The sequence below is a fragment of the Rhizobium sp. WYCCWR10014 genome (genome assembly GCF_001657485.1).
Taxonomy (GTDB): domain Bacteria; phylum Pseudomonadota; class Alphaproteobacteria; order Rhizobiales; family Rhizobiaceae; genus Rhizobium.
In genome coordinates this window covers 69,752-90,846 of the sequence record NZ_LXFU01000052.1, presented here as the reverse complement: position 1 = coordinate 90,846, position 21,095 = coordinate 69,752, and the positions used below count along the sequence as shown (strand labels likewise).

The 21,095-nt window shown below is 61.2% G+C and carries 20 protein-coding genes; 11 read left to right on the top strand and 9 right to left on the bottom strand.

Going from position 1 to position 21,095, the window contains the following annotated elements; translation table 11 throughout:
- Positions 1–187: 187 nt before the first annotated feature.
- The 4 genes from A6U98_RS33075 to A6U98_RS33060 all read right to left on the bottom strand — a co-directional run bounded on the left by A6U98_RS33075 (position 188) and on the right by A6U98_RS33060 (position 4,653).
- Entirely contained in the window at positions 188–1,072 is an 885-nt protein-coding gene (locus A6U98_RS33075; protein ID WP_064655443.1) for a carbohydrate ABC transporter permease, read from the bottom strand.
- Positions 1,062–1,988 carry a sugar ABC transporter permease gene (locus A6U98_RS33070; protein ID WP_064655442.1) on the bottom strand — a complete coding sequence of 309 codons (927 nt, stop codon included), beginning with the start codon at positions 1,986–1,988 and terminating at the stop codon, positions 1,062–1,064. Before A6U98_RS33070 ends, A6U98_RS33075 begins: the two co-directional genes overlap by 11 nt.
- A gap of 68 nt (positions 1,989–2,056) precedes the next feature.
- On the bottom strand, positions 2,057–3,280 hold the full coding sequence (locus tag A6U98_RS33065) for a sugar ABC transporter substrate-binding protein (RefSeq protein ID WP_064655441.1): 1,224 nt from the start codon (positions 3,278–3,280) through the stop codon (positions 2,057–2,059).
- Positions 3,281–3,330: 50 nt separating this feature from the next.
- Positions 3,331–4,653 (bottom strand): alpha-L-fucosidase, encoded by a 1,323-nt coding sequence (locus tag A6U98_RS33060; protein ID WP_064655440.1) that lies wholly within the window; start codon positions 4,651–4,653, stop codon positions 3,331–3,333.
- A gap of 206 nt (positions 4,654–4,859) precedes the next feature.
- Between A6U98_RS33060 and A6U98_RS33055 the strand changes: the two genes are divergently transcribed.
- A complete protein-coding gene (locus tag A6U98_RS33055; protein WP_064655439.1) occupies positions 4,860–5,867 on the top strand; it encodes a LacI family DNA-binding transcriptional regulator in 1,008 nt (335 codons plus the stop codon).
- Positions 5,868–5,885: 18 nt separating this feature from the next.
- Here A6U98_RS33055 and A6U98_RS37405 read toward each other — a convergent pair whose 3' ends face one another.
- Positions 5,886–6,062 carry a hypothetical protein gene (locus tag A6U98_RS37405; RefSeq protein WP_197496472.1) on the bottom strand — a complete coding sequence of 59 codons (177 nt, stop codon included), beginning with the start codon at positions 6,060–6,062 and terminating at the stop codon, positions 5,886–5,888.
- A gap of 173 nt (positions 6,063–6,235) precedes the next feature.
- Between A6U98_RS37405 and A6U98_RS33050 the strand changes: the two genes are divergently transcribed.
- The 6 genes from A6U98_RS33050 (at position 6,236) to A6U98_RS33025 (ending at position 11,792) form a co-directional block, all read left to right on the top strand.
- A complete protein-coding gene (locus A6U98_RS33050) occupies positions 6,236–7,000 on the top strand; it encodes a FadR/GntR family transcriptional regulator (protein ID WP_062943026.1) in 765 nt (254 codons plus the stop codon).
- Between the two features lie 123 nt (positions 7,001–7,123).
- Entirely contained in the window at positions 7,124–7,702 is a 579-nt protein-coding gene (locus tag A6U98_RS33045) for an isochorismatase family protein (RefSeq protein WP_197496471.1), read from the top strand.
- Positions 7,699–8,709 (top strand): helix-turn-helix domain-containing protein, encoded by a 1,011-nt coding sequence (locus A6U98_RS33040; RefSeq protein ID WP_064655437.1) that lies wholly within the window; start codon positions 7,699–7,701, stop codon positions 8,707–8,709. Before A6U98_RS33045 ends, A6U98_RS33040 begins: the two co-directional genes overlap by 4 nt.
- Before the next feature lie 262 nt (positions 8,710–8,971).
- A complete protein-coding gene (locus A6U98_RS33035; RefSeq protein WP_064655436.1) occupies positions 8,972–9,985 on the top strand; it encodes an ABC transporter substrate-binding protein in 1,014 nt (337 codons plus the stop codon).
- A gap of 95 nt (positions 9,986–10,080) precedes the next feature.
- A complete protein-coding gene (locus A6U98_RS33030; RefSeq protein ID WP_026188721.1) occupies positions 10,081–10,899 on the top strand; it encodes an ABC transporter ATP-binding protein in 819 nt (272 codons plus the stop codon).
- 11 nt (positions 10,900–10,910) lie between these two features.
- On the top strand, positions 10,911–11,792 hold the full coding sequence (locus A6U98_RS33025; RefSeq protein ID WP_064655435.1) for an ABC transporter permease: 882 nt from the start codon (positions 10,911–10,913) through the stop codon (positions 11,790–11,792).
- A gap of 76 nt (positions 11,793–11,868) precedes the next feature.
- On the opposite strand, the gene A6U98_RS33020 is transcribed toward A6U98_RS33025, so the two are convergent.
- The 4 genes from A6U98_RS33020 to A6U98_RS33005 form a co-directional block, all read right to left on the bottom strand.
- Positions 11,869–13,269: a sensor histidine kinase gene (locus A6U98_RS33020; RefSeq protein WP_064655434.1), complete on the bottom strand. Its 1,401-nt coding sequence runs from the start codon at positions 13,267–13,269 to the stop codon at positions 11,869–11,871.
- Positions 13,259–13,927 carry a response regulator gene (locus tag A6U98_RS33015; protein WP_064655433.1) on the bottom strand — a complete coding sequence of 223 codons (669 nt, stop codon included), beginning with the start codon at positions 13,925–13,927 and terminating at the stop codon, positions 13,259–13,261. The genes A6U98_RS33020 and A6U98_RS33015 overlap by 11 nt, the downstream gene beginning before the upstream one ends.
- A 99-nt stretch (positions 13,928–14,026) precedes the next feature.
- The gene (locus A6U98_RS33010) at positions 14,027–14,902 is read right to left on the bottom strand and encodes a hypothetical protein (protein ID WP_064655432.1); all 876 of its coding nucleotides are present in this window, start codon (positions 14,900–14,902) and stop codon (positions 14,027–14,029) included.
- A 124-nt stretch (positions 14,903–15,026) separates the two neighbouring features.
- Complete coding sequence (locus A6U98_RS33005) at positions 15,027–16,823, bottom strand: heparinase II/III family protein (protein WP_064655431.1); 1,797 nt, start codon at positions 16,821–16,823, stop codon at positions 15,027–15,029.
- 131 nt (positions 16,824–16,954) lie between these two features.
- Between A6U98_RS33005 and A6U98_RS33000 the strand changes: the two genes are divergently transcribed.
- The 4 genes from A6U98_RS33000 to ugpC are packed head-to-tail and all read left to right on the top strand — an operon-like array spanning position 16,955 to position 21,076.
- Positions 16,955–17,941 carry a sugar ABC transporter permease gene (locus A6U98_RS33000; protein ID WP_064655430.1) on the top strand — a complete coding sequence of 329 codons (987 nt, stop codon included), beginning with the start codon at positions 16,955–16,957 and terminating at the stop codon, positions 17,939–17,941.
- Positions 17,938–18,774 carry a carbohydrate ABC transporter permease gene (locus A6U98_RS32995; protein WP_064655429.1) on the top strand — a complete coding sequence of 279 codons (837 nt, stop codon included), beginning with the start codon at positions 17,938–17,940 and terminating at the stop codon, positions 18,772–18,774. The genes A6U98_RS33000 and A6U98_RS32995 overlap by 4 nt, the downstream gene beginning before the upstream one ends.
- Positions 18,775–18,778: 4 nt before the next feature.
- Complete coding sequence (locus A6U98_RS32990) at positions 18,779–19,951, top strand: glycoside hydrolase family 88 protein (RefSeq protein ID WP_064655428.1); 1,173 nt, start codon at positions 18,779–18,781, stop codon at positions 19,949–19,951.
- A 15-nt stretch (positions 19,952–19,966) separates the two neighbouring features.
- Positions 19,967–21,076, top strand: a complete 1,110-nt coding sequence (gene ugpC, locus A6U98_RS32985) for a sn-glycerol-3-phosphate ABC transporter ATP-binding protein UgpC (RefSeq protein WP_064655427.1) — start codon at positions 19,967–19,969, stop codon at positions 21,074–21,076.
- The last annotated feature ends 19 nt before the right edge of the window (positions 21,077–21,095 follow it).

Sequence of the window (21,095 nt, the reverse complement as noted above, 5' to 3'; positions counted from 1 at the left end):
CAATTCGGATATGAAGCGGTTATTTCAAATTTTGGTTAAATTTTACTTTTCTTCCGGAAGCAAAAGTTAAGCGCGAGGGTATGATCTTGCGGCGGCAGGAGCGCCTTCTTCGGCGGCGATCGACCGGACTTGAAGGGCATCACAGCAAACTTGATGGGATACGCTTAAATCTTTGTTCTTATGAAGATTAGCGCCCGCCGAAGCCGGAACTGACGGTAATGCCCTTGTAGATCACCCTCTGCAGCAAGATGGCCAGGATGACGCCGGGCACCATGGAGATCGTCGCCCCGGCCATGATGTAGTTCCACGCGGTGCCCTGCTGTGTCTGGAACAGGGTGAGCCCGAGCGGCAGCGTGGCCATTTCGACGCCGCTGGTGGCAATCAGCGGCCAGAGGAAACTCTTCCATTGTGCGATGAAGGTGAACAGCGCCAGCAGGCCGATGGCCGGCATGGCAAGCGGAATGATGACCGTAACCAGGATGCGCAGCCGCGAAGCCCCGTCCATCATCGCCGCCTCGTCGAGATCCTTGGGAATGCCGAGGATGAACTGCCGCAGTAGAAAGGTGCCGAAAGAGCTGAAGGCGACCGGCAGGATCATGCCGTGATAGGTGTTGATCCAGCCGAACTTGCTGACGATGAGGAAGAGCGGGATGACCAGCATCACCTGCGGGATCATCAGCGTGGTGAGATAGGTGAGCAGCAGCCCCTCCCGGCCGGGAAATTTCAGCCGAGCAAAAGCGTAGGCAGACAGGCAGGAGACCGCAATTACGATCGCCGTAACGCCACAGGCGACGACGAAGGAATTCAACAGGAAGGTTCCGAACGGCAGGGAAACCACGGCTTCTACGAATGTTCCCCAATGATATTCCTCGGGGAAGATGCGAACCGGGACGGCCATCACCTCGGCATTGGAGCGCACCGCGTTCGACACCATCCAGAAGAACGGGAAGAGGAAAAGCAGCGCGATCAGCGAAAGCCCCGTGTAACTGGCGAAGGAGCCGATGCGCCGCAAGAGGCGGTGACGATGCTGGGAGACGGAATGCGGATGCCGTGAGGTCGGATCAGTCGTCATAATGCACCCATTTGCGCTGCATGTGGAACTGCAGGATGGTGAGCGCCATGATCATGAAGAACATCACCCAGGCGAGAGCCGAGGCATAGCCCATCTGGAAATTGGTGAAGCCCTTCTGGTAGATGGCAAAGCCAAGCGTGGCCGTCGCCGAGCCCGGCCCGCCGCGCGTCATCGCAAAGATCTCGTCGAAGATCTGCAGCGAGGTGATGGCCGTCATCACGGTGCCGAAGAAGATGGTCGGCGATATGAGCGGCAGGCGGATGCGCCAGAAGCGCTGCCAGGCATTGGCGCCGTCGATCGTCGCCGCCTCGAGATAATGCTTCGGCACAAGGTCGAGCGCGGCGTTGAACATCACGACGTTGTAACCGACATTCGCCCACAGGGTGACGAGCACGATCGCCTGCATGGCCCAGGTCGAGCTCAGCAGGAAATTCGGCAGGCCGAGGCCGAGCGCGCGGATGATGGTGTCGGCCAGCCCGTCCGGTGTGAAGATCAGCAGCCACACCACCGACGCCGCGATGGTGGGCGTGAAGGTCGGCAGGAAGAAGATTACACGGAAGATCGCCTTGCCGCGCTTCAGGCTCGATATCCAGACCGCCAGCGTCAACGAGATGATGAGGTTCAGCGCCAGATACTCGACGGCGAAGAACAGCGTGTTGCGCAATATGGTGTAGAAGGCCGGATCAACGGTGAAGAGCCTGATATAATTCTGAAAGCCGACGAAGGACGGCGTCGAGATCAGCTGCCAGTTGGTAAAGCTGAGCGCCAGCGACGCTACGATCGGCAAGGCCATGAAAACCATGAAGCCGAGGAAGCTCGGCAACAGGAACAGCATGGCCGTTTGCGTCTCCGGCTTCAGGAAGCGCCGGGGCCGACCGGGCTGCAAAGAAACTTCGGCAACAGCGCTTTGCGACATGTCTTCCTCCATGCGCGGCAGGTCCTGCCGCGGGCGGGCGCTAGCGCGTCCTGTCGGACGCGCTCGCTTTATTGCTGCGCGAGGCTCTGGATGGACTCCATCGTCTGCTTGGCATCGGCGCTGCCGGCGAAAGCCGGCGGGAAATACTGATTGAAGAGGTTTTCCACCGCTGCCCAGTTGTTGGTGATCACGTAGGGCACGGAGTGCGCCAGAGAATAATCTATGGCCTCGCCGCCATTGGTGATGTCCTTGGCCGCCACCTTGTACCAGGCGGACTGCGCCGCCGTGCGCGCCGGCAAGGCGCGCCCCCCTTCGGCAAGATAGGTCAGCGCTTCGGGGCTTGTCAGCACCTGAATGGCCTTCCAGGCCGCATCCTTGTTCTTGCTTGACGTGGAAATACCGAAGCCGGAGCCTGCTGTGACGGCCGAGAGTTCGCCTTCGTCACGCGGCAGGGTGGTGAGGCCGATCTTGAACTTAGCCTGGTCCTTCATGCCGATAATCGACCAGGGACCATCGATATACATGGCGACGTTGCCCGAATTGAAACGGCCCTGGACGACATCACCGGGATCCGCGCCACCCGAGGGAACCAGCGGCGCGATCTTATCCTTGGCGGCAAAGCCGATCATCCTGTCGGCGGCGGCAACTGCGCTCGCACTGGTCAAGTCAAGCTCGCCGGCGTCGTTGACGTATTTATCGCCCCAGGCCGCGGCCAGGACCGAATAGTTCGTCGGGGTGATGCCGAAGCCATACTTGCCGTCCTTCGTCAGCTTCTTGGCTGCATCGGTGAACTCGGCAAGTGTCCAGCCCGGCTTCGGTAGCGGAACGCCGGCGGCTTCGAGCGCGTCCTGATTATAGTAGATGACCCACGGACCGACATCGTAGGGCAGACCGTAAAGCTGCTTATCGACGGACATGCCGCCGATGATCGAGGGTGTGAAGGCGCCGACGTCGAACTTGTCGGCCTCGATCCGGTCATTCAGGGGCTCGAGCAGCGAATAGAAGTTCGGCATGCGCAGCGACTGCATGGAAACGATGTCGGCGAGCTGTCCCGATGCCGCCAGCACCGGCAGCCGCGTCCAGTAGTCGACCCAGCCCGTCGTCGTCAGCGTCACCTTGATATCGGGATACTTGGCGGTCACCATCTCTGCCAAATGCTGCCAACTCTTGGTGTCGGTTTCGGAGCCGGTCCACATCTGCCAGGTCAGGTTGACCTGCTCGGCCGATGCGGCTGTGGCAAAAAGACTGCTGCCGATAGCGGCAAGCAAAAGCGTTTTCTTCAGAACCTTCATGGGTTTCTCCTCCCTCCATGAACGCAAAGGACACGCGAGTGCGATCGAGCTCACGCCTTCAGGACGATCTCGATCACCGGCACGGTAACGTCCGGGCGCCGGACCGGCAGTTCGAGCGTGATCATGCCTTCCGGCACCGTCACTCCGATATTGGAATCCACGTCTTTGGCATGGCTCAGCCAGTGCACCTCGCTGGCGTCATGCAGGAACTGCGCATAGGCGATCCTGTCGGCGAGACCTTCGATGTGGATGTGGCGGTAAGGCCAATTGTAGACGTGCAGATAAAGGCGGTTGCCGCGCTGGGTATAACGGCAGCCGGCCGGCACCGGATAGCCGGACGGCCCTGCCCCATAGATGGAGCGCCCGTTCACCGCCATCCAGTTCTGATAGACCTCGAGCGCACTGATGGCGCGCCCATCGAGCGTGCCGCGGCCGGTCGGGCCGACATTCATCAGCAGGTTGCCGCCGAGTGCTACGGAATCGATCAGCAACTGGATGATCTGTTCCGGGCTCTTCCAGGTATTCTCGTCGCGGTGATAACCCCAGGAGCCGCTGAAGGTATGGCAGGCTTCCCAGAGCACCCCCTGGCTGGCGATGGCAGGCGCCACACGCGGCGTATATTGCTCCGGCGTCGTCACGTCAGGCAGGGTGCCGGGCGGCAGATCGAGGCGGTTGTTGACGATGATGCCGGGCTGCAGCTCGCGCACCAGATCGACCAGGCGCTCGCTCTCCCAGTCGGCGCGCCCCTTGCCGGGCAGGCCGCGATATTCGCGCCCGGGATAGCTGAAATCGAACCAGATGATGTCGATGCGGCCGAAGCCGGTCAAAAGCTCGCGCACCTGTTCGCGCATATAGGCGGCGTAGTTGGCGATGTTACGGCCAGCATTCAGCGCCTTGGCGTCGGGATGGTTGCGTAGCGGATGGTGAACGTCGATCGGGAAATCGGGATGGTGCCAGTCAAGCAGCGAATAGTAGAAGCCGATCTTCAGCCCTTCGGCGCGGAAGGCGTCGACCAGCGGCGTCAGCAGATCCTTGCCACAGGGCGTGTTCGGCGCCTTGTAATCCGTCACCTTGCTGTCCCACAGGCAGAAACCCTCGTGATGCTTGGTCGTCACCACGACATATTTCATGCCGGCAAGACGCGCCCGGCGAGCCCATTCCTTGGGATCGTAGAGATCGGGATCGAAATTGTCGAAATAGCGCTGGTAATGGTCGTCGGTCAGCTCTTCGCGGTTCTTCAACCACTCATGCCGGGCGCCCAGCGCATAGAGGCCCCAATGGATGAACATGCCCAGGCGATCCTGGCTGAACCAGGCGTGTTTGCCCGCCCCTCCCGATGCCGGATTTTCCGGCTGGCGTTCCGAACTCGTCACAGGTTTCTCCTCCCTGTTTTCCGGCTTAACATCATATCGAACCGGTTCGGTAAATGATCATCTCGCCTGATCCCATGTCTGTCAAGCCGAAATTCGTGATCAAAACTCGGAAAGGCAAGCCCCGCAAAACAGCCGATTTGAAGCATGAATGTTGCGCAGACCAATAAAATCGGACATAACAAAGCATTAGAACCGGTTCGACAGACATGACCACGATACGAGACGTAGCGCGCCTTGCGGGGGTTTCCATCTCGACCGTCTCGCTGGCACTCAATAGCCCGAAGCGGGTCGGCGCCGAGACTCTCGACCGCATCCAGCAGGCGATAAAATCGACCGGTTACCGCATCGATCCGGTGGCCCAGACGCTGGCGCGCGGACGCAGCTCGCTGATCGGTTTCGTTTCGGCCAATCTCGGCAACATGTTCTTCGGCGACATCCGGCGAGAGATCGAGCACCAGGCGCTCGACCACGGCTATTTCGTCCTGATCGCCGACTCCTCCGGCAGGGCCGATCTCGAACGGGCGCTGCTGGAGCGGCTGGAGGCGCAGAAGATCGCCGGCATTGCGCTGGCGGCAAACGGGCGCGGCGAGGAGTACGCCACGTTCCTGCGCGACTTCAAAACCCCGATCGTGATGTTCGACCAAAAGGTGGCAGGCGCCGAGCGTGATTTTGTCGGTTCCGACAACCCGCTGACCACCACCATCCTGACGGAACATCTGCTGCAGCTCGGCCACAGGCGGATCGGTTTCATCTCCGGGCCGAGCGGCCTGCACACTGCCGACGAGCGCCTGAAGGGTTTCATGAACACGATGGCCGGCGCCGATGTGGACATCGATCCTTCGCTAGTGGTCGAAGGCGGCTACACCCGGACCGGCGGCCATGCGCAGGCCATGCGCCTGCTCACCCGTCGCGATCGGCCGACCGCCATCATCGGCGCCAACAACATGACGGGCCTCGCAGCACTGCAGGTTATGCAGGAGATGGGCTTCCGCTGCCCTGACGACGTGTCGCTGGCGATGGTCGACGACGTGCCCTGGAGCAACGTCATCACGCCCCGTATCACCATGGTGGTGCAGGATGCCCAGAAGCTCGGGGAGCTTGCGGCACAGCGTCTGCTGGCAAGAATAGCAAGCCCGGAGGGCGCCGCAGCACCGCCGCAGGATTTTATCCTGACGCCGAGGTTCGTGCGTGGGGAGTCGACCAGGCGGCTGTGAGTGCTTGCCTGAACTTCATCACCGAGGCAACAAAACCGGCCTGTCGCCGTCGAGGCTATCGGCCCAAGCCTGGACCGACCGGTGATCGACGGCATTGCCCTCGTCCACATCGGCCAGAGCCTCAAGCGTCAAACGCCGAGGCTTCTCCCGCGTGAGCGGCAGCGGAATATGCGCGGAGCGCACTTTGGTTTCCATCGAAACTCCGTCGTCTATCGCCCGATCATAGCGAATAATCTCCGTTATATCCAATCACCGCAGCTCTGCCGGCAAAACAGGCAGAGACAAGCGCCGCCCCTGCATTGAAAGATAGAGAAATTTGTCATACATGTGTGATGAATCGTGAATTTCGTACCGCGCGTTCGAATGACATGCGGATCAAAGCCGATGCGGGGGCAGGCGTGGCTATGCAGGTGAAGGATCGCAGCAAAGGCTCAGGGTCGCTGGTCTCACAGGTCGGCGAAAGCCTCCGGCAAGCTATATTGAGCGGCCAGTATTCTGCCGGCGACAAGCTTCCTAGTGAACACGAGCTGACCGAAACGCACAGCGTCAGCCGCACCGTCGTGCGCGAGGCGGTGGCCGCACTTCGCTCCGACGGGCTTGTCGAGGTGCGCCAGGGGGCTGGGATCTTCGTACTCGGCGCTGATCCGGCGCTCTCCGCGCGGAAAGTCGACAAGGCCCGCGTAGCTTCCGACCTTGAAGTACTCGAGATCAGAACGCCTGTCGAAATCGAGGCGGCAGGCCTTGCAGCCTTGCGCCGCTCGCCGGCACAGGAGGAAGCGATATTCGAGTGCCACCGGAAAATCCTCCAGTGCATCGAGAGCGATCAATCCATTCGCGATGCGGATCTAGAGCTCCATGCCGCAATCGCCGAAGCCACGAACAATCCGCTGTTCAGGCAGTTCCTGGAATCGCAGGGCTCTGCGATCATCCCGCAGTCGAGGCTTGTCCCGGAATCAAGGACGGCCGAACAGACCGCCTATAGAAAGTTGATCCACAGAGAGCACGAAGCAATCGTCGTCGCCATCTCGGACAGGGACGATCAGGCGGCCCGCAATGCCATGCGCGACCATCTGGTCGGAAGCCAGGCCAGGTACCGCAACCTGCTGAGAGATCTGCGAAGCTTTACCAGCTGATAGTTGGTCCCGGAACTGTCTGGAAGCGTCCGTGGCGATTGGCGCGAATTGTCCGCTGTTTGTCCGGTACGCGCATTTTCCCGAGCCATCAAATTGCCGAATATGGCTTCATGATCAACCGCCATGGAGCAAAAAATGTCCGGCCATGATACTGTCCTTCTCGTTATCGACGCCCAGGAGTCTTTCAGACACCGGGATTACTGGGACGAAAACCTCGCTTCCGCCTATATCGATCGTCAGCAGGCTCTGATCGACGGCGCGGAAGCCGATGGAATACCCATCATCCAGATCTTTCATGTCGATGAAAACGGGCCGTTTTCGGAAGCGTCCGGGTTCGTCAGCACACTCGCCCCGCTCAGGATCACTCCCAAGGCGACGTTCAGGAAGAACCGCCATAGCGCCCTGGTCGGTTCCGGTCTCGACGTGTGGCTGACCGAGAACGGCGTCCGCCGTATCCTCGTCTCCGGCATTCGCACCGAACAGTGCTGCGAGACCACGACCCGCCACGCCTCGGATCTCGGCTATCAAGTCGACTATGTCGGCGAAGCGACATTGACCTTCCCGATGACCGACGCAGCGGGACGCACTTGGAGCGCAAGGGAAATCCGGGACCGGACCGAACTGGTCCTCTCAGGCCGTTTCGCTCGGATCGCGACCGTCGAACAGGCCCTGGCGGGGAGCGAAAAGTCACTCGCCGCATGACGGACGCCGCGCAGCCCTTCGATATCCCGGTCTTCGTCGTCGTGCCGCCGCGCGTGCTGCTGCTCGACGTCGCCGGCCCGATCGAAGTGCTGCGCAAGGCGAACCTCGAACAGCGCACGGTGCGTTTTACCGTCACCTATATCGGCCCATCGGCGACGGTCGGCAGCTCGATCGGTCTTGCCGTTACGGGCGTCGCCGCGTTACCCGAGCGTTTGCCCGATACCGCGCTTGTCGTCATTGCCGGCAGCGCCGATGCCCCGATGGAAAACAACCGCCCGTGGGACGAACAGGAGCGCGCCGAGCAAGCCGCCATCGTCGCATGGCTGAAGCGCACCATTCGTCCGGGAATTCGTCTGGTTTCGATCTGCTCGGGCGCATTGCTCGCTGCCGAGGCCGGAATGCTCGACGGTCGCGAATGCACTACCCATCACGGCTGTATGGAAGATCTGATCAGGCTCGCGCCCAGCGCGCGCGTCCGGGACAACCGGCTCTATGTCGAGGATGGAGACCGCCTGACGAGCGCCGGCATCACCGCCGGCATAGACCTCATGTTGCATATCGTTGCCGAAGCGGCGGGCCATGCCTGCGCGCTTGCGGTGGCGCGATATCTTGTCGTCTATCTCAGGCGCGGCGGCTCGGATCCGCAGCTTTCGCCCTGGCTTGAAGGTCGCAACCATATTCACCCGGTCATTCACCGTGCGCAGGATGCGGTTGTCGCCAACCCCACTCAGGACTGGTCGGTGGCGTCCCTTGCCCGCCTCAGCGGTGCCAGCCCGCGCAACCTCTCACGGCTGTTCAACGAGCAGACGGGCATGAGCGTTACGGATTTCGTCAACCGCATGCGCGTGGCTCTTGCCCGCGAGATGCTCTCCGGTTCACGGATGGACATGGAGGCCGTCGCGATGCGCGCCGGCTTCGGCTCGGCGCGGCAACTCCGCCGCGCCTGGAACCGCCTGAATGACGACCCGCCGAGCGCGGCACGGTCAAGGCTGCCCGCAGGTTCATAGGCTGCTCGCCGCCGGTCACCAGATCGCGATCACGGTCGAGGACATATTCTCTCCCTATTTTCACTTTGAAGCTCTTGCCGCGTTGGCTCGATGTTGCATGCTGTCGGGGGGATGCATCGATGGAATTCGACGGGCTGCTTACCCGTCCGCGACTGAAAGCTAGTTGAAAGCTTCGACGTCATAGGAAGGGCCAGCATCGTGGAGGAGACACGGGTCAAGGTGGCGAGACGACGATGCCAGCAAACCACAGGAGGAGATTTCCATGCGTTCTTCACGCAGCCTTTTTCACACCGTCGCTTTTTCGACGCTTCTCGCCGCAGCATCTTTCGCTACAAGCACCGCACATGCGGCCGATAAGATCACCATCATGGTCGGCGGTTATGAGAAGCAGATCTATCTGCCCGCCAAGCTTGCCGAATCGCTCGGATACTTCAAGGATGAGGGTCTCGACGTCGAGCTGCTGAACGAAGCTGCCGGCGTCGATGCCGAGAACCAGCTTCTGGCCGGCGCCGTCCAGGGCGTGGTCGGCTTCTACGACCATTGTGTGGACCTGCAGGCCAAAGGCAAATTCGTCGAATCCATCGTCCAGTTCAGCCAGGCGCCGGGCGAGGTCGAGATGGTCTCGAGCAAGTATCCTGACATCAAGTCGCCGGCCGATTTCAAGGGCAAGAGCCTCGGCGTCACCGGTCTCGGCTCGTCCACCAACTTCCTGACCCTCTTCATGGCCTCGAAGGCCGGCCTGAAGCCCGGTGACGTCGTGACAATTCCCGTCGGCGCCGGCGGCACCTTCATCGCCGCCATGCAACAGGATCAGATCCAGGCCGGCATGACGACGGAGCCGACGATCTCGCGCATGATCAAGACCGGCGAGGCGAGCGTGCTCGTCGATATGCGCACGGTCGAGTCGACCCGTCAGGCGCTCGGTGGCACCTATCCGGCCGCCTCGCTCTACATGGAAGCCTCCTGGGTCGACGCGCACAAGGAAGAGGCGCAGAAGCTCGCCAACGCCTTCGTCAAGACGTTGCGCTACATCAACACGCATTCTTCTGCCGAGATCGCGGACAAGATGCCGAAGGACTTCTACGTCGGCGACAAGGACGGCTACATCAAGGCTCTCGACGACGGCAAGGGCATGTTCACACCTGATGGCGTCATGCCTGAGGACGGTCCGAAGACCGTGCTTGCCGTGCTCTCGGAGTTCTCCAAGAACGTCAAGGGCAAGCAGATCGACCTTTCCAAGACCTACACGACGGAATTCGTCAAGAACGTCAAGTAAGGCGTCGCGTCGCTTCCGGTCCCAACCGGAAGCGACCTCCCGATCGATCCATGGGCATTGCGTGCACGCGCCCAAAGCACGCCTCAGGTATCATCATGCAACATGACAAGAACCAGATCCCGGCCATCGAGCTGATCAACGTCAGCCGCCGCTTCGTCTCGCCGACCGGCAAGTCCCTGACGGCCTTGCGCGATTTCAACATGACGGTCGCCCGCGGAGAGTTCGTCGCCGTTGTCGGCCCCACCGGCTGCGGCAAATCGACGACGCTCAATCTTGTGACGGGTCTCGCACGCCCGAGCGCCGGTGAAGTCCGGCTGATGGGCGGTCCGATCACCGGCATTGACCCGCGTGTCGGCTTCGCGTTCCAGACCGACGCACTCTTTCCTTGGAAGAACGTGATCGACAACGTCATGGCCGGTCCGCTGTTTCGCGGCAAGTCGCGCACTGAAGCGGAAAAGAGCGCACGCGACTGGCTGGCCCGCGTCGGCCTTTCGAAATTTCTCCATCACTATCCCCACCAGCTTTCTGGCGGCATGCGCAAGCGCGTCTCCCTGGCACAGACCTTCATCAACGAGCCGGAGATTCTGCTGATGGACGAGCCGTTTTCGGCTCTCGACGTGCAGACCCGCACGGTCATGCATGAAGAGCTATTGAAACTGTGGGCGGAGCGCAAGGCCTCGGTGGTGTTCGTGACCCACGACCTCGAAGAGGCCGTCGCGCTCGCCGACAAGGTCTACGTTCTGACCGCCGGCCCCGCGACGGTAAAGTCGGTCTACACGATCGATCTCCCCCGCCCGCGCGTCGTGTCGGAAATCCGCTACGAGCAGAGCTTCATCGACTATTGCAAGACGATCTGGGAGGACCTGCGCGAGGAGGTCGAGACCAGCTACCGCCGCGCGAGCGAAGCGGCCTGAGGGAGGATATCATGGCACACACCATACTTGAGGCCGGTTCGGCCACCATGTTTCGGCCGGGCACGTCGGACACAGAAATCGAGGCATCGGCGCTGAAGGCAATGCGCCGGCGCAAGACGCTGGTGCGCTTCTGGCAGATCGCCATCCTGGTCTTCGTGATCGGCATGTGGGAGCTGTCTTCCAACATGCAGTGGATCGATCCGTTCTTCTATTCGAGCCCAAGCGGCGTCGTTCAGCGCCTCTACGAATGGGCAACAGAAGGCACCACGGAAGGTTCGCTCTGGTATAATCTATGGGTGACGATGGAGGAGGCCCTGATCGGCTTCTTCGCGGGCTCAATCACCGGCGTCTTCGTCGGCATCGGTCTTGGCCGCAACCGCTTCCTGTCGGACATCTTCTCCGTCTACATCAAGGCGATCAACTCGATACCGCGCGTCGTTCTCGCCCCCATCTTCATCATGATCATGGGTCTCGGCCTGCCCTCCAAGGTTGCTCTCGCCTTCATCATGGTGTTCTTCGTGGTCTTTGCAAACGCCTTCCAGGGCGTGCGCGAGGCCGACCGCAATATGATCGCCAACGCGCGTATCCTCGGCGCCTCGGACTGGCAGGTCACCCGCACCGTGGTCATCCCGTCGGCGATGAGCTGGATCTTCGCCAGTCTGCACGTGTCCTTCGGTTTCGCGATCATCGGCGCAATCGTCGGCGAATTCGTCGGCGCCCGCTTCGGCATCGGCCAGCTCATCTCGATCGCCAAGGGGACGTTCGACGCCGCCGGCATGTTCGCGGCAATCCTCCTCGTCATGGTCGTCACGCTTTTTGCCGAATACATCATGACATTGATCGAGAACCGCCTTGCGAAATGGCGTCCGCAGCAGCACCTCGATACCCAGTGATCAAATCGACCTCCTCCCAAGGCAGATCGACCAGAAGGCCGGGCGCGATGCCCGGCCTTCTTTGATGCACTTAGGTCTAAGCGAGCGGCAGCCGCACCGTCACGACGAGCCCACCGCCTTCCGCATCATCGAGCGAGACTGAACCTCCAGCGCCTTCGACGACCTCCCGAACGATCGCAAGCCCCAGACCGCTCCCCTCGCCTTCGGTCCCCATGACCCGGTAGAATCGTTCGAAAACCTGCTCGCGCTCCCCGCTTGGAATACCCGGCCCGTTGTCCTCGACGGTCACGACGGCGTTGCCGTCCGCCTGCCCGACGGCGACGGTCACCTGTCCATTCGGGCGGGTATAGCGGATCGCATTGTCTATGAGGTTGACCAACATCTCGCGCAACATCGTCGCGTCGCCGTCGACAATGACCGGGTGGACGGCTTCCAGTCCGACGTCGATGTTGCGCTTGAGCGCCTCTTCGGCATGCACTTCCAGGATCTCGCGGGCAGCCTTCGTAAGGTCGGTCGCATCGCTGCGCGGGCGCCGGCTTCCGGGCTCGGCCCGTGACAAGGTGAGGAGCTGGCTGGCGAGACGCGAAATCTGCTTCGTGCTGGCACGAAGGGCGAAAAGCGCCTCGTCGCGGCGAGACGCATCGGCTTCGCGGGCCGCCACGCTCGCCTGCGTCGAAATCAGCGCCAGCGGTGTTCTGAGTTGATGCGCGGCATTCGATACGAACCGTCGCTGCGCGGCCATCTGGTTCTGGACGCGCTCCATGTAGTCGTTCAGGGCGTGAACGAGCGGCCGCAGCTCGCTCTGCACCATCTCCGGCGGCAGCGGATCGAGACGGTTACGCCCGCGCTGGCGCAGGGCGTCCCGCAGCCTCAGCGCAGGGGTCAGGCCCCGCTGAAGGCCGAGGATGGTCACCAGGCTTGCGACGAAGACGAGCACGAACTGCTTCGAAAAATCTGAGAGCCACAATTGCCTTCGCATCGCATACTGGCTGTGATGCGTAACGGCGACGGTGACGGAGATCGCGCCATCATCGGGAAGGCCGACGACAGGATGGTCGAGCATCATGACGCGCACATCGGCACCGTGGAACGCACGATCCTCACCGGTGCGCTGGACGGACGGCAACGGCAGGTCGGGAAAGCCGCTGACCAGACTGCCCCACGCGGTGATGACCTGATAAGACACCCGGTCGCCAAAGCCCGTATCAAACATCTCCAGCGCGGCAGGCGGCACGTCCACCTGAACATTGCCGCCCTCGTCGACGCGGACGGCTTCGGCAATGACGCGCGCCGATGCCAGAAGTGTTCGATCCGTCACCAGCTTTGCTGTGGCGTCCGCCGTCCAGAAGCTGTCGTAGAGATTGAAGCCGATCGCGCCGAACAGGGTCAGCAGCACCCAGCAGAGCAGTTGCACCCTCAGGCTCTGGCTGAGCCGAGCGATCATCGCGCCCACCTTGGTGACGAGGCTACTGGACATGTCTGAGGAGATAACCAAGTCCGCGCAACGTGGCAATTTGAACCGAACTGCTCTCGAGCTTCTTTCGTAGCCTGTGGACGTAGATTTCGATGGCGCTCGGATCCGCCTCGTCGTCGAAACCGAACACGCTTTCAGAAAGGGCGGCTTTCGAGACGGTGTTGCCCAGCTTCATGACAAGCTGTTCAAGAACGGCATATTCGCGCGGCGTCAGCTGCAGCGGCTCGCCTGCGACGAAAAACTGCCGCGTCCCGCCGAAGAAACGCAGGTTGCCGACGGTAATCTCGGACGATGCCCGGTCCTGGCCGCGGCGGACCACTGCACGAATCCTCGCTTCGAGCTCGGCGATTTCAAAGGGTTTGGCGAGATAATCGTCGGCGCCGCTGTCAAGCCCTGCAACACGGCCGTCCAGGCTCGCATTCGCAGTCAAGATGATGACCGGCAGCTTGTTTCCGGACTGCCGCAACCGCTTCAACAGCGTCAATCCGTCAAGCTTGGGCAGCGCCAGATCGAGGATCATCGCTGAATACTCCGCCACCTTGAGCATATGCTCCGCGTCCTCGCCGTCATGGGCGATGTCGATAGCGTATTGCGCCTGTCGCAGGGCTTTACCCAGCCAGGCCGCCAGATCCTTGTTGTCCTCCACCACAAGCAGTCTCATCCGACCTTCCTAGCACGTGCAAACGGTCTGACAAGCGTGACACAGTTTCCACCGCTGATGCTTGGCCTCTGTTCCCGACCGAAGCAGAAAGAGATGCTATCACCTGGGATCGCCGTAAGCGTCGTCAACGAGCGCCCCCGTCGGCGCTTCCGGAATGGTCTTCAACCGCAACCGTGACGTCCCGGCTTCCTGTACCTCGGTTCCCCAGATTTCGATCTGGGTCAGCGCCGGATAGGGCGAGGCGTCCTCGGCCTTGATCAGACCGTGAAGTTCCACCCATTCGACGATGCAGGGCTCTATCGGAAAGGCCTGGGCGACGCCCGATTTTACCAGCGGAAAGCAGGAGGTCTTGCCGTTCGAGAAGGTGACGCTGGCCTTTTCCCACCAGGAATCATGCGGAAAGTCGGCCCGGAGATAGAAAACGATCTCGTCGATCCTGACCGGCCTGCCGAATTCCACCGTCAGCGCCGCTTGCGGATCGCGGTTGATGCCCCAGCTCGTATAGGGCCAGAAGCCGTGATCGTCGTTGGCCTTTTCGCCGTCGATCGCGTTACGCGCGGCAAAGACCGCTTCGCCCCGGGTTTCGACATTGGCGCGCGCATGCGGAAACAGCGTCCGATTGGCGTGATCGTCCCAGGGGTTGAGGGCGAGATTGCGCCGGTGAATGATCTCGTCCGGCCGCGTGCTTCGAGCTGAAAGCCGGTGGATATCGCCCCTGAAGGCATTCGGCGAATAGGGCTTGCGTTTGTCGCCGAAGGGCACGGAGAGCGAATAGCCGCCTTCTTTCATATAGACCAGGCCGGGTTGGACCGCGCCATCAAGGGAGAGGAAGACATGTCCGGGCTCGGAGACCTCCACGACCACGCAATCGCCTTCGCGATAAGTCTGGCGATAGACCAGGAACGTCTCGTCCCGGTCTGTGGAACTCGCCAGCACTGCCCCATCGGCATCCACGATCTTCAGCGTCAATTCCATGCTCGTCCTCCCCTGAGCATGATGGCCGAAAAGTGTGAGCGATTTTCGGACGACATCATGCTCTAACTCTTTAATTTAGAACAGGATTCAGACTTTAGGCGGCTCCAGCCTAAATCATCCTGTTCTAGACGATCCGCAATCTCAGCAGCCCACCGGCAAGCGGCACGCGAAGCCGATAGATTTTCTCGGGCCAGGCCGATCTCAGCCGGGCGTCGTCCACGATGATTTCATCGATTTCGATCTCGCCGGCGCCCTGGGCGAAAATGCTGCCGAGGTCGGCCAGATCGATCCTGTCGGGGCCGACGGTCGGCACCAAACATGTCATCAAAGACAGGACCGCCGGCTTGCCCCCGCCATAGGTATCGACGATCTCGACGTGGCGGCCGCGCAGCAGGGAAACGACACGCCGATAGCTGTGCAGCTGTGCCTCGGGGGGATAGGCGCCTGATATATCGAGCGATAAGCGCGCGTGCTCCTCGTCAAACTCGACCTCGACATCGCGCGCGCCAAAGGCTTCGCCGGCCGACTGCATGACGCCTGCGAACGTCGGCAGGTTGTGGAAAGCCGACTGCATCGTCCATATCTCGTAGCGCCGCGCCGAAAACGTCTTTGCGGTATAGGTCTCGACGCCGACATCGATCAGGAACGGACGTCCGTTCTTGTAAAGCGTGACGCTTCCGACATCGTTGTGATTGTGGCCTTCGCCATTGTTGCCGCCCTTGACGGCAAGCGAAAACTGCCGGTCGCGGGCAATGAACAAGCCGATGCCGGGATAGAAGATATCGCGCCTGGACGCAGGCGGCGGCGGGGCGGCAGCGGGAAGCGTCGGGCCGGCCAGCAGTTCCTGCACGCGATACCAAAGGTTCCATTCCCCGGGCAGGTGCGGATTGACAGAAGCGGCCCTGTCGGCCGCAGCGAACTCAGCCAGCATCTCGGAGCCGACCGCCTGTCCGAACAGATATTCCCGCGCGCTGCAGGGTTCGACCACCGCGGAGGAATCCGCGAAGTTGAAATAGTAGCGGCCGGCCACATGCATATGGGCAATATATTCGGCCATGTTGCGGATCTTCGGCTGCCGCCAGACCCCGGCGAATAGGCCGGGCGCCACGGCATCCAGGATGGTCAACGCGCCATGCAGGCAGAGCGCGGCGTGGCGGTAGTAGAGCACACCCTCTTCGCAGGCACCGTCCTCGGCATAGTCCTTCAGGAAGGCGTCGAGGCTGCCGAGCGCCTTTTCGACGACGGCGTGACGCGTGGGCTGATCGGTTTTCAGGGAGAAGACCGTCAACAGGACGTTCTGGCTTATCCATGCCGTCCAGTTGTTCATCCGCTCCTCACCGCGGCCCATCCACCAGAAATGCCGGCCGAGATAGGGCGAGAGGATTCGGATCTCGATCTCGCGCTCCACGCGTGCCGCAATCTCGGGGCTGATGCCCTCGAGCTCGTCGCGAAACAATGCGACGACGGTGGCCAGCAGGGCGGCTGTTTCGGCGGCGAAGAGATCGATGACAGGCTGCGAATTGTCGGGAAGCGGCAGCCGCGCGCCGCTTCGTTCATAGGCATTATGCGCCGGAAGCTGCCATCCGCTCTCCTCCGCAATCAGGAAGATGCCGTCGATGATCTTCGGCAGGAACCGCGCCTTGCCTTCGATGAGTTCGCCGAGCACCAGATTGTTGAGCATCCGCCGCCGCGTGAAATAAAGCTCCTCAAAGCCCGCACGGTTACCCGTCTCGGTATACTCCCGGTAGTCCGAAGCCGTAATCAGCGGAAAGGCGCGCGCAAGCGTCTCTTCGGCCTCGCCAACGACCAGCTCCCGTACCGACTGCGGCACGGAGTTCCATCTGGGGCGATCGGAGCCCACCGCCCCAGGCATGAAATCGCCCAGCACATCCGGCAGCTCCCCTGAAATCTCGCTGAACATGTCTCTCCCCGTACCGGAAAAGCATCGATGGTCGTTTGGTCTTCATGCTCACCTATCATATGTATTTGGCGCTTTCCATAAAATTCGTATGACCTGTTCATAACTTGTTTGACCAATACCGGATATGTGCTATGTCGTTGCGGGAGGAAGAGGAGGCATCGGTGTCCCTATCGAATTCGGTCATCGCGACGGATGGCTCTCCGGCAATCCCAAGCCGAAAAGTCGCGGTCTTATCCAAGCGTCAACGCAGGATACGCAGCGCGCTCGTCGCCTACTCCTTCATTGCGCCGAACTTCCTCGGCTTTGCCGTCTTCACGCTCGGCCCGATCCTGTTCGCCTTCGTGCTTGCCTTCATGCATTGGGACGGTTCGAATGCGATCACCTTCGCCGGCCTCGACAATTTCTGGCGGCTCTTCGACGACAAGGCCTTTATCGCGGCGTTCTGGAACACGGTCATCTATACGGTCGCTTCCGTGCCGGCGACGCTCGTCTGCGCACTCGGCCTTGCCGTACTTCTCAATCAGAAGATCGCGGGGCGCGATTTCTTCCGCACGGCGATGTTCTTCCCCTATGTCGCTTCGCTGGTGGCCGTCGCGGTCGTCTGGAACATGATCTTCAATCCCGAGATGGGACCTGTGAACATGATCCTCTACACGCTTGGCCTCGATCCCAAGAACATGCCGGGATGGGCGGCCGATCGCCACTGGGCGATGGTGACGGTGATCCTCTTCGGCATCTGGAAGAACATGGGCTATTACATGGTCATCTATCTGGCCGGCCTGCAGGGCATCAATGCAGAGCTCTATGAGGCGGCCGATCTCGATGGCGCCAATTCCTGGCAGAAGTTCATCCATGTCACCGTGCCGCAGCTCGGACCGACGACCTTCTTCGTCACCGTCATGCTGACGATCCAGTCCTTCAAGGTGTTCGACCAGATCTACATGATCACCCAGGGTGGGCCTGGCACCTCGACGCTCGTCCTCGTCTACCACATCTACAACGAGGCCTTCATTTCCTGGGATCTCGGCTATTCCAGCATGGTCGCGCTCGTTCTGTTCTTCCTCGTGCTCGCCGTCACCGTCTTCCAGTTCCGGCGTCAAAGGGAGGATGGTGAATGAGGGTCGCAGGACGCAAGGTGACCCTCAAATCGGTCGCGATCTACGCCATCGTCATCGCTGTCACGCTCATCATGCTGATGCCCTTCGCCTGGATGCTCTCGGCATCCCTGAAGCTCAGCCGCGACGTCTTCGCCTTCCCGATCGAGTGGATACCGTCCGAACCGCAATGGCATAACTACGTCGATATCTGGACGAAGATCCCGCTTGCGCTCTTCATCTACAACACGTCGAAGCTGACGATCATCGTCACGCTGCTGCAGCTTTTGACCTCCAGCTTTGCCGCCTACGCCTTCGCGAAACTGAATTTCCCCTACAAGAACACCCTGTTCCTCGGCTACATCGCCACCATCGCCATGCCCTGGCAGGTCTATATGGTGCCGCAATTCCTGCTGATGCGCGAATTCGGCCTCAACAACACCCATCTGGCGCTGATCTGCTTGCAGGCTTTCACCGCCTTCGGGGTCTTCCTGATGCGGCAGTTCTACATGTCGATCCCGACCGAGCTCTGCGAGGCGGCCCGCATCGATGGCATGAACGAATACCAGATCTGGGCGCGCATCATGCTGCCGCTGTCGAAGCCCGCGCTCTCGACGCTGACGATCTTCACCTTCGTAACCACCTGGAACGATTTTCTCGGGCCGATGATCTACCTGACCAAGACCGAGCTGAAGACCGTCCAGATCGGCCTGCGCATGTTCATCTCGCAATATTCGGCCGAATACGGGCTCATCATGGCAGCCTCCGTCGTCGCCCTCATTCCGGTTCTCGTCGTCTTCCTCTCTCTCCAGCGCTTCTTCGTCGAGGGCATCGCCTCGACGGGACTGAAGGGTTAAACCCATGAACGCCGTCTCGTCCGTCGCCCCGCAGCCGATCAGCGATCCGGAGGTCAAAGCCGCGCTCGATCTTGCCGTCGAGCAGATCAGGCGCAACTTGCCCGCCTTCACCCATGCCTCGCAGAACCATTCGAGCGTCGGAAATTTCTATCCCGCCGTGGCGAACGACCAATGGACCGCTGGTTTCTGGCCCGGAGAGCTGTGGCTTGCTTTCGAGCATAGCGGCGAGGCGGTTTTCCGCGATGCCGCGCAGGTCCAGGTCCAGTCGTTCCTGCATCGGATCGTGAACCGCATCGAGACGGATCATCACGACATGGGCTTCCTGTATTCGCCTTCCTGCATCGCCGCCTGGAAGCTCGTCGGAGACGAGGATGGCCGCAAGGCCGCGATCCTGGCCGCCGACCAGCTCATCGAGCGTTTCCAGCCCGTCGGCCAGTTCATCCAGGCCTGGGGCCGCAAGGGGGTGGCGGAAGAATACCGCTACATCATCGATTGCCTTTTGAACCTGCCGCTTCTCTACTGGGCGAGCCGCGAGACCGGCGATCCGAAATACCGTGAGATCGCTCTCATTCACGCCCGCACCACGCTCGCCAATTCGGTGCGGCCCGACGATTCCACCTATCATACCTTCTACATGGACCCGGTCACGGGAGCGCCGGTGCGCGGCGCCACCAAGCAGGGTTACAGGGACGACAGCGCCTGGGCGCGCGGACAGGCCTGGGCCATCGCGGGAATGGCGCTCTCCTATCGCTATGAGCGGATTGAGGAATATCGCCGGACTTTCGACCGGCTGCTTGCCTTCTATCTCAACCGGCTGCCGGCCGACATGGTGCCGTATTGGGATCTCGTCTTTTCGGACGGCGACGGCGAGCCGCGCGACAGCTCGTCGGCGTCGATCACCGCCTGCGGCCTTCTGGAAATGGCCGATCTCGTCGAGCCGGAACCGGCCGCACGCTATCGCACGCTGGCGCGCCGCATGATGAAGAGCCTTGCCGATCACTACGCGGTCAAGGACCCAGCCGTCTCCAACGGCCTGGTGCTGCACGCCACCTATTCGAAGAAATCGCCCTTCAACACCTGCCGCGGCGAGGGTGTCGATGAATGCGTCTCCTGGGGAGATTATTATTACATGGAAGCTTTGACGCGCCTTTCGCGCAGCTGGTCTTCCTATTGGTGAATTCAGGAGGACCCGATGGCCAGCATTTCGCTTAAAGAGCTGAACAAATCCTACGGCGCGCTCACCGTCGTCCACGACATCGACCTCGAAATCGCTGACAAGGAATTCATCATCCTGGTCGGCCCGTCGGGCTGCGGCAAATCGACGACGCTGCGGATGATCGCCGGCCTCGAGGAGATATCGGGAGGAGAGCTCAAGATCGGTGGCGACGTCATGAACGACGTTCCCTCCAAGGATCGGGATATCGCCATGGTTTTCCAGAACTATGCGCTCTATCCGCATATGACCGTCTACAAGAACATGGCGTTCGGGTTGCAGCTCAGGAAGGTATCCCGCGACTTCATCGATGCCCAGGTGCAGGACGCCGCCAGGATCCTCGACATCAGCCATCTCCTTAACCGCAAGCCGAAGGCGCTTTCGGGCGGGCAGCGCCAGCGCGTCGCGCTTGGCCGCGCGATGGTGCGCAATCCGGCTGTCTTCCTCCTCGACGAGCCGCTTTCCAATCTCGATGCCAAGCTGCGCGGCACGATGCGCTCGGAAATCACCAAGCTGCACAAGCGCCTCAACGCCACCTTCATCTATGTCACCCACGACCAGGTGGAGGCTATGACCATGGCGGACCGGATCGTCGTCATGAAGGACGGACATATCCAGCAGGTGGATACGCCGCAGAACCTCTATGACCGTCCGGTCAATATGTTCGTCGCCGGCTTTATCGGCGCGCCGCAGATGAACATGCTGCCCTCGACCATTCTGCGCCGGGGCGACGGCTACGTTGCCGTCTTCGACGGCCGGGAACTGCCGCTGCCTGCCCATTTCGACAAGAGCAGGATCGCGCCATACGAGGGCCGCGAACTGGTGCTCGGCATCCGCCCGGAGAATTTCCACGAGCTGCCGCCGGCCGACATCGCACCGGAGAACCTGGCGCCCCTCAAGGCGGTCGTCGAGCTTGCCGAGCCCATGGGCTCGGAAGTGCACCTGAACATGGTGGCAGGCGGGCGCAATCTGATCGCCCGGGTCTCGCCGCGCTATCGGCCCGATATCGGCGAGGAGGCGAGCCTGGTCGCCGATATGACCAATGCGCAGCTGTTCGACAAGGAAACGGAACGCTCGATTCTATACTGAGGCGCCTGCGGGAGATGGC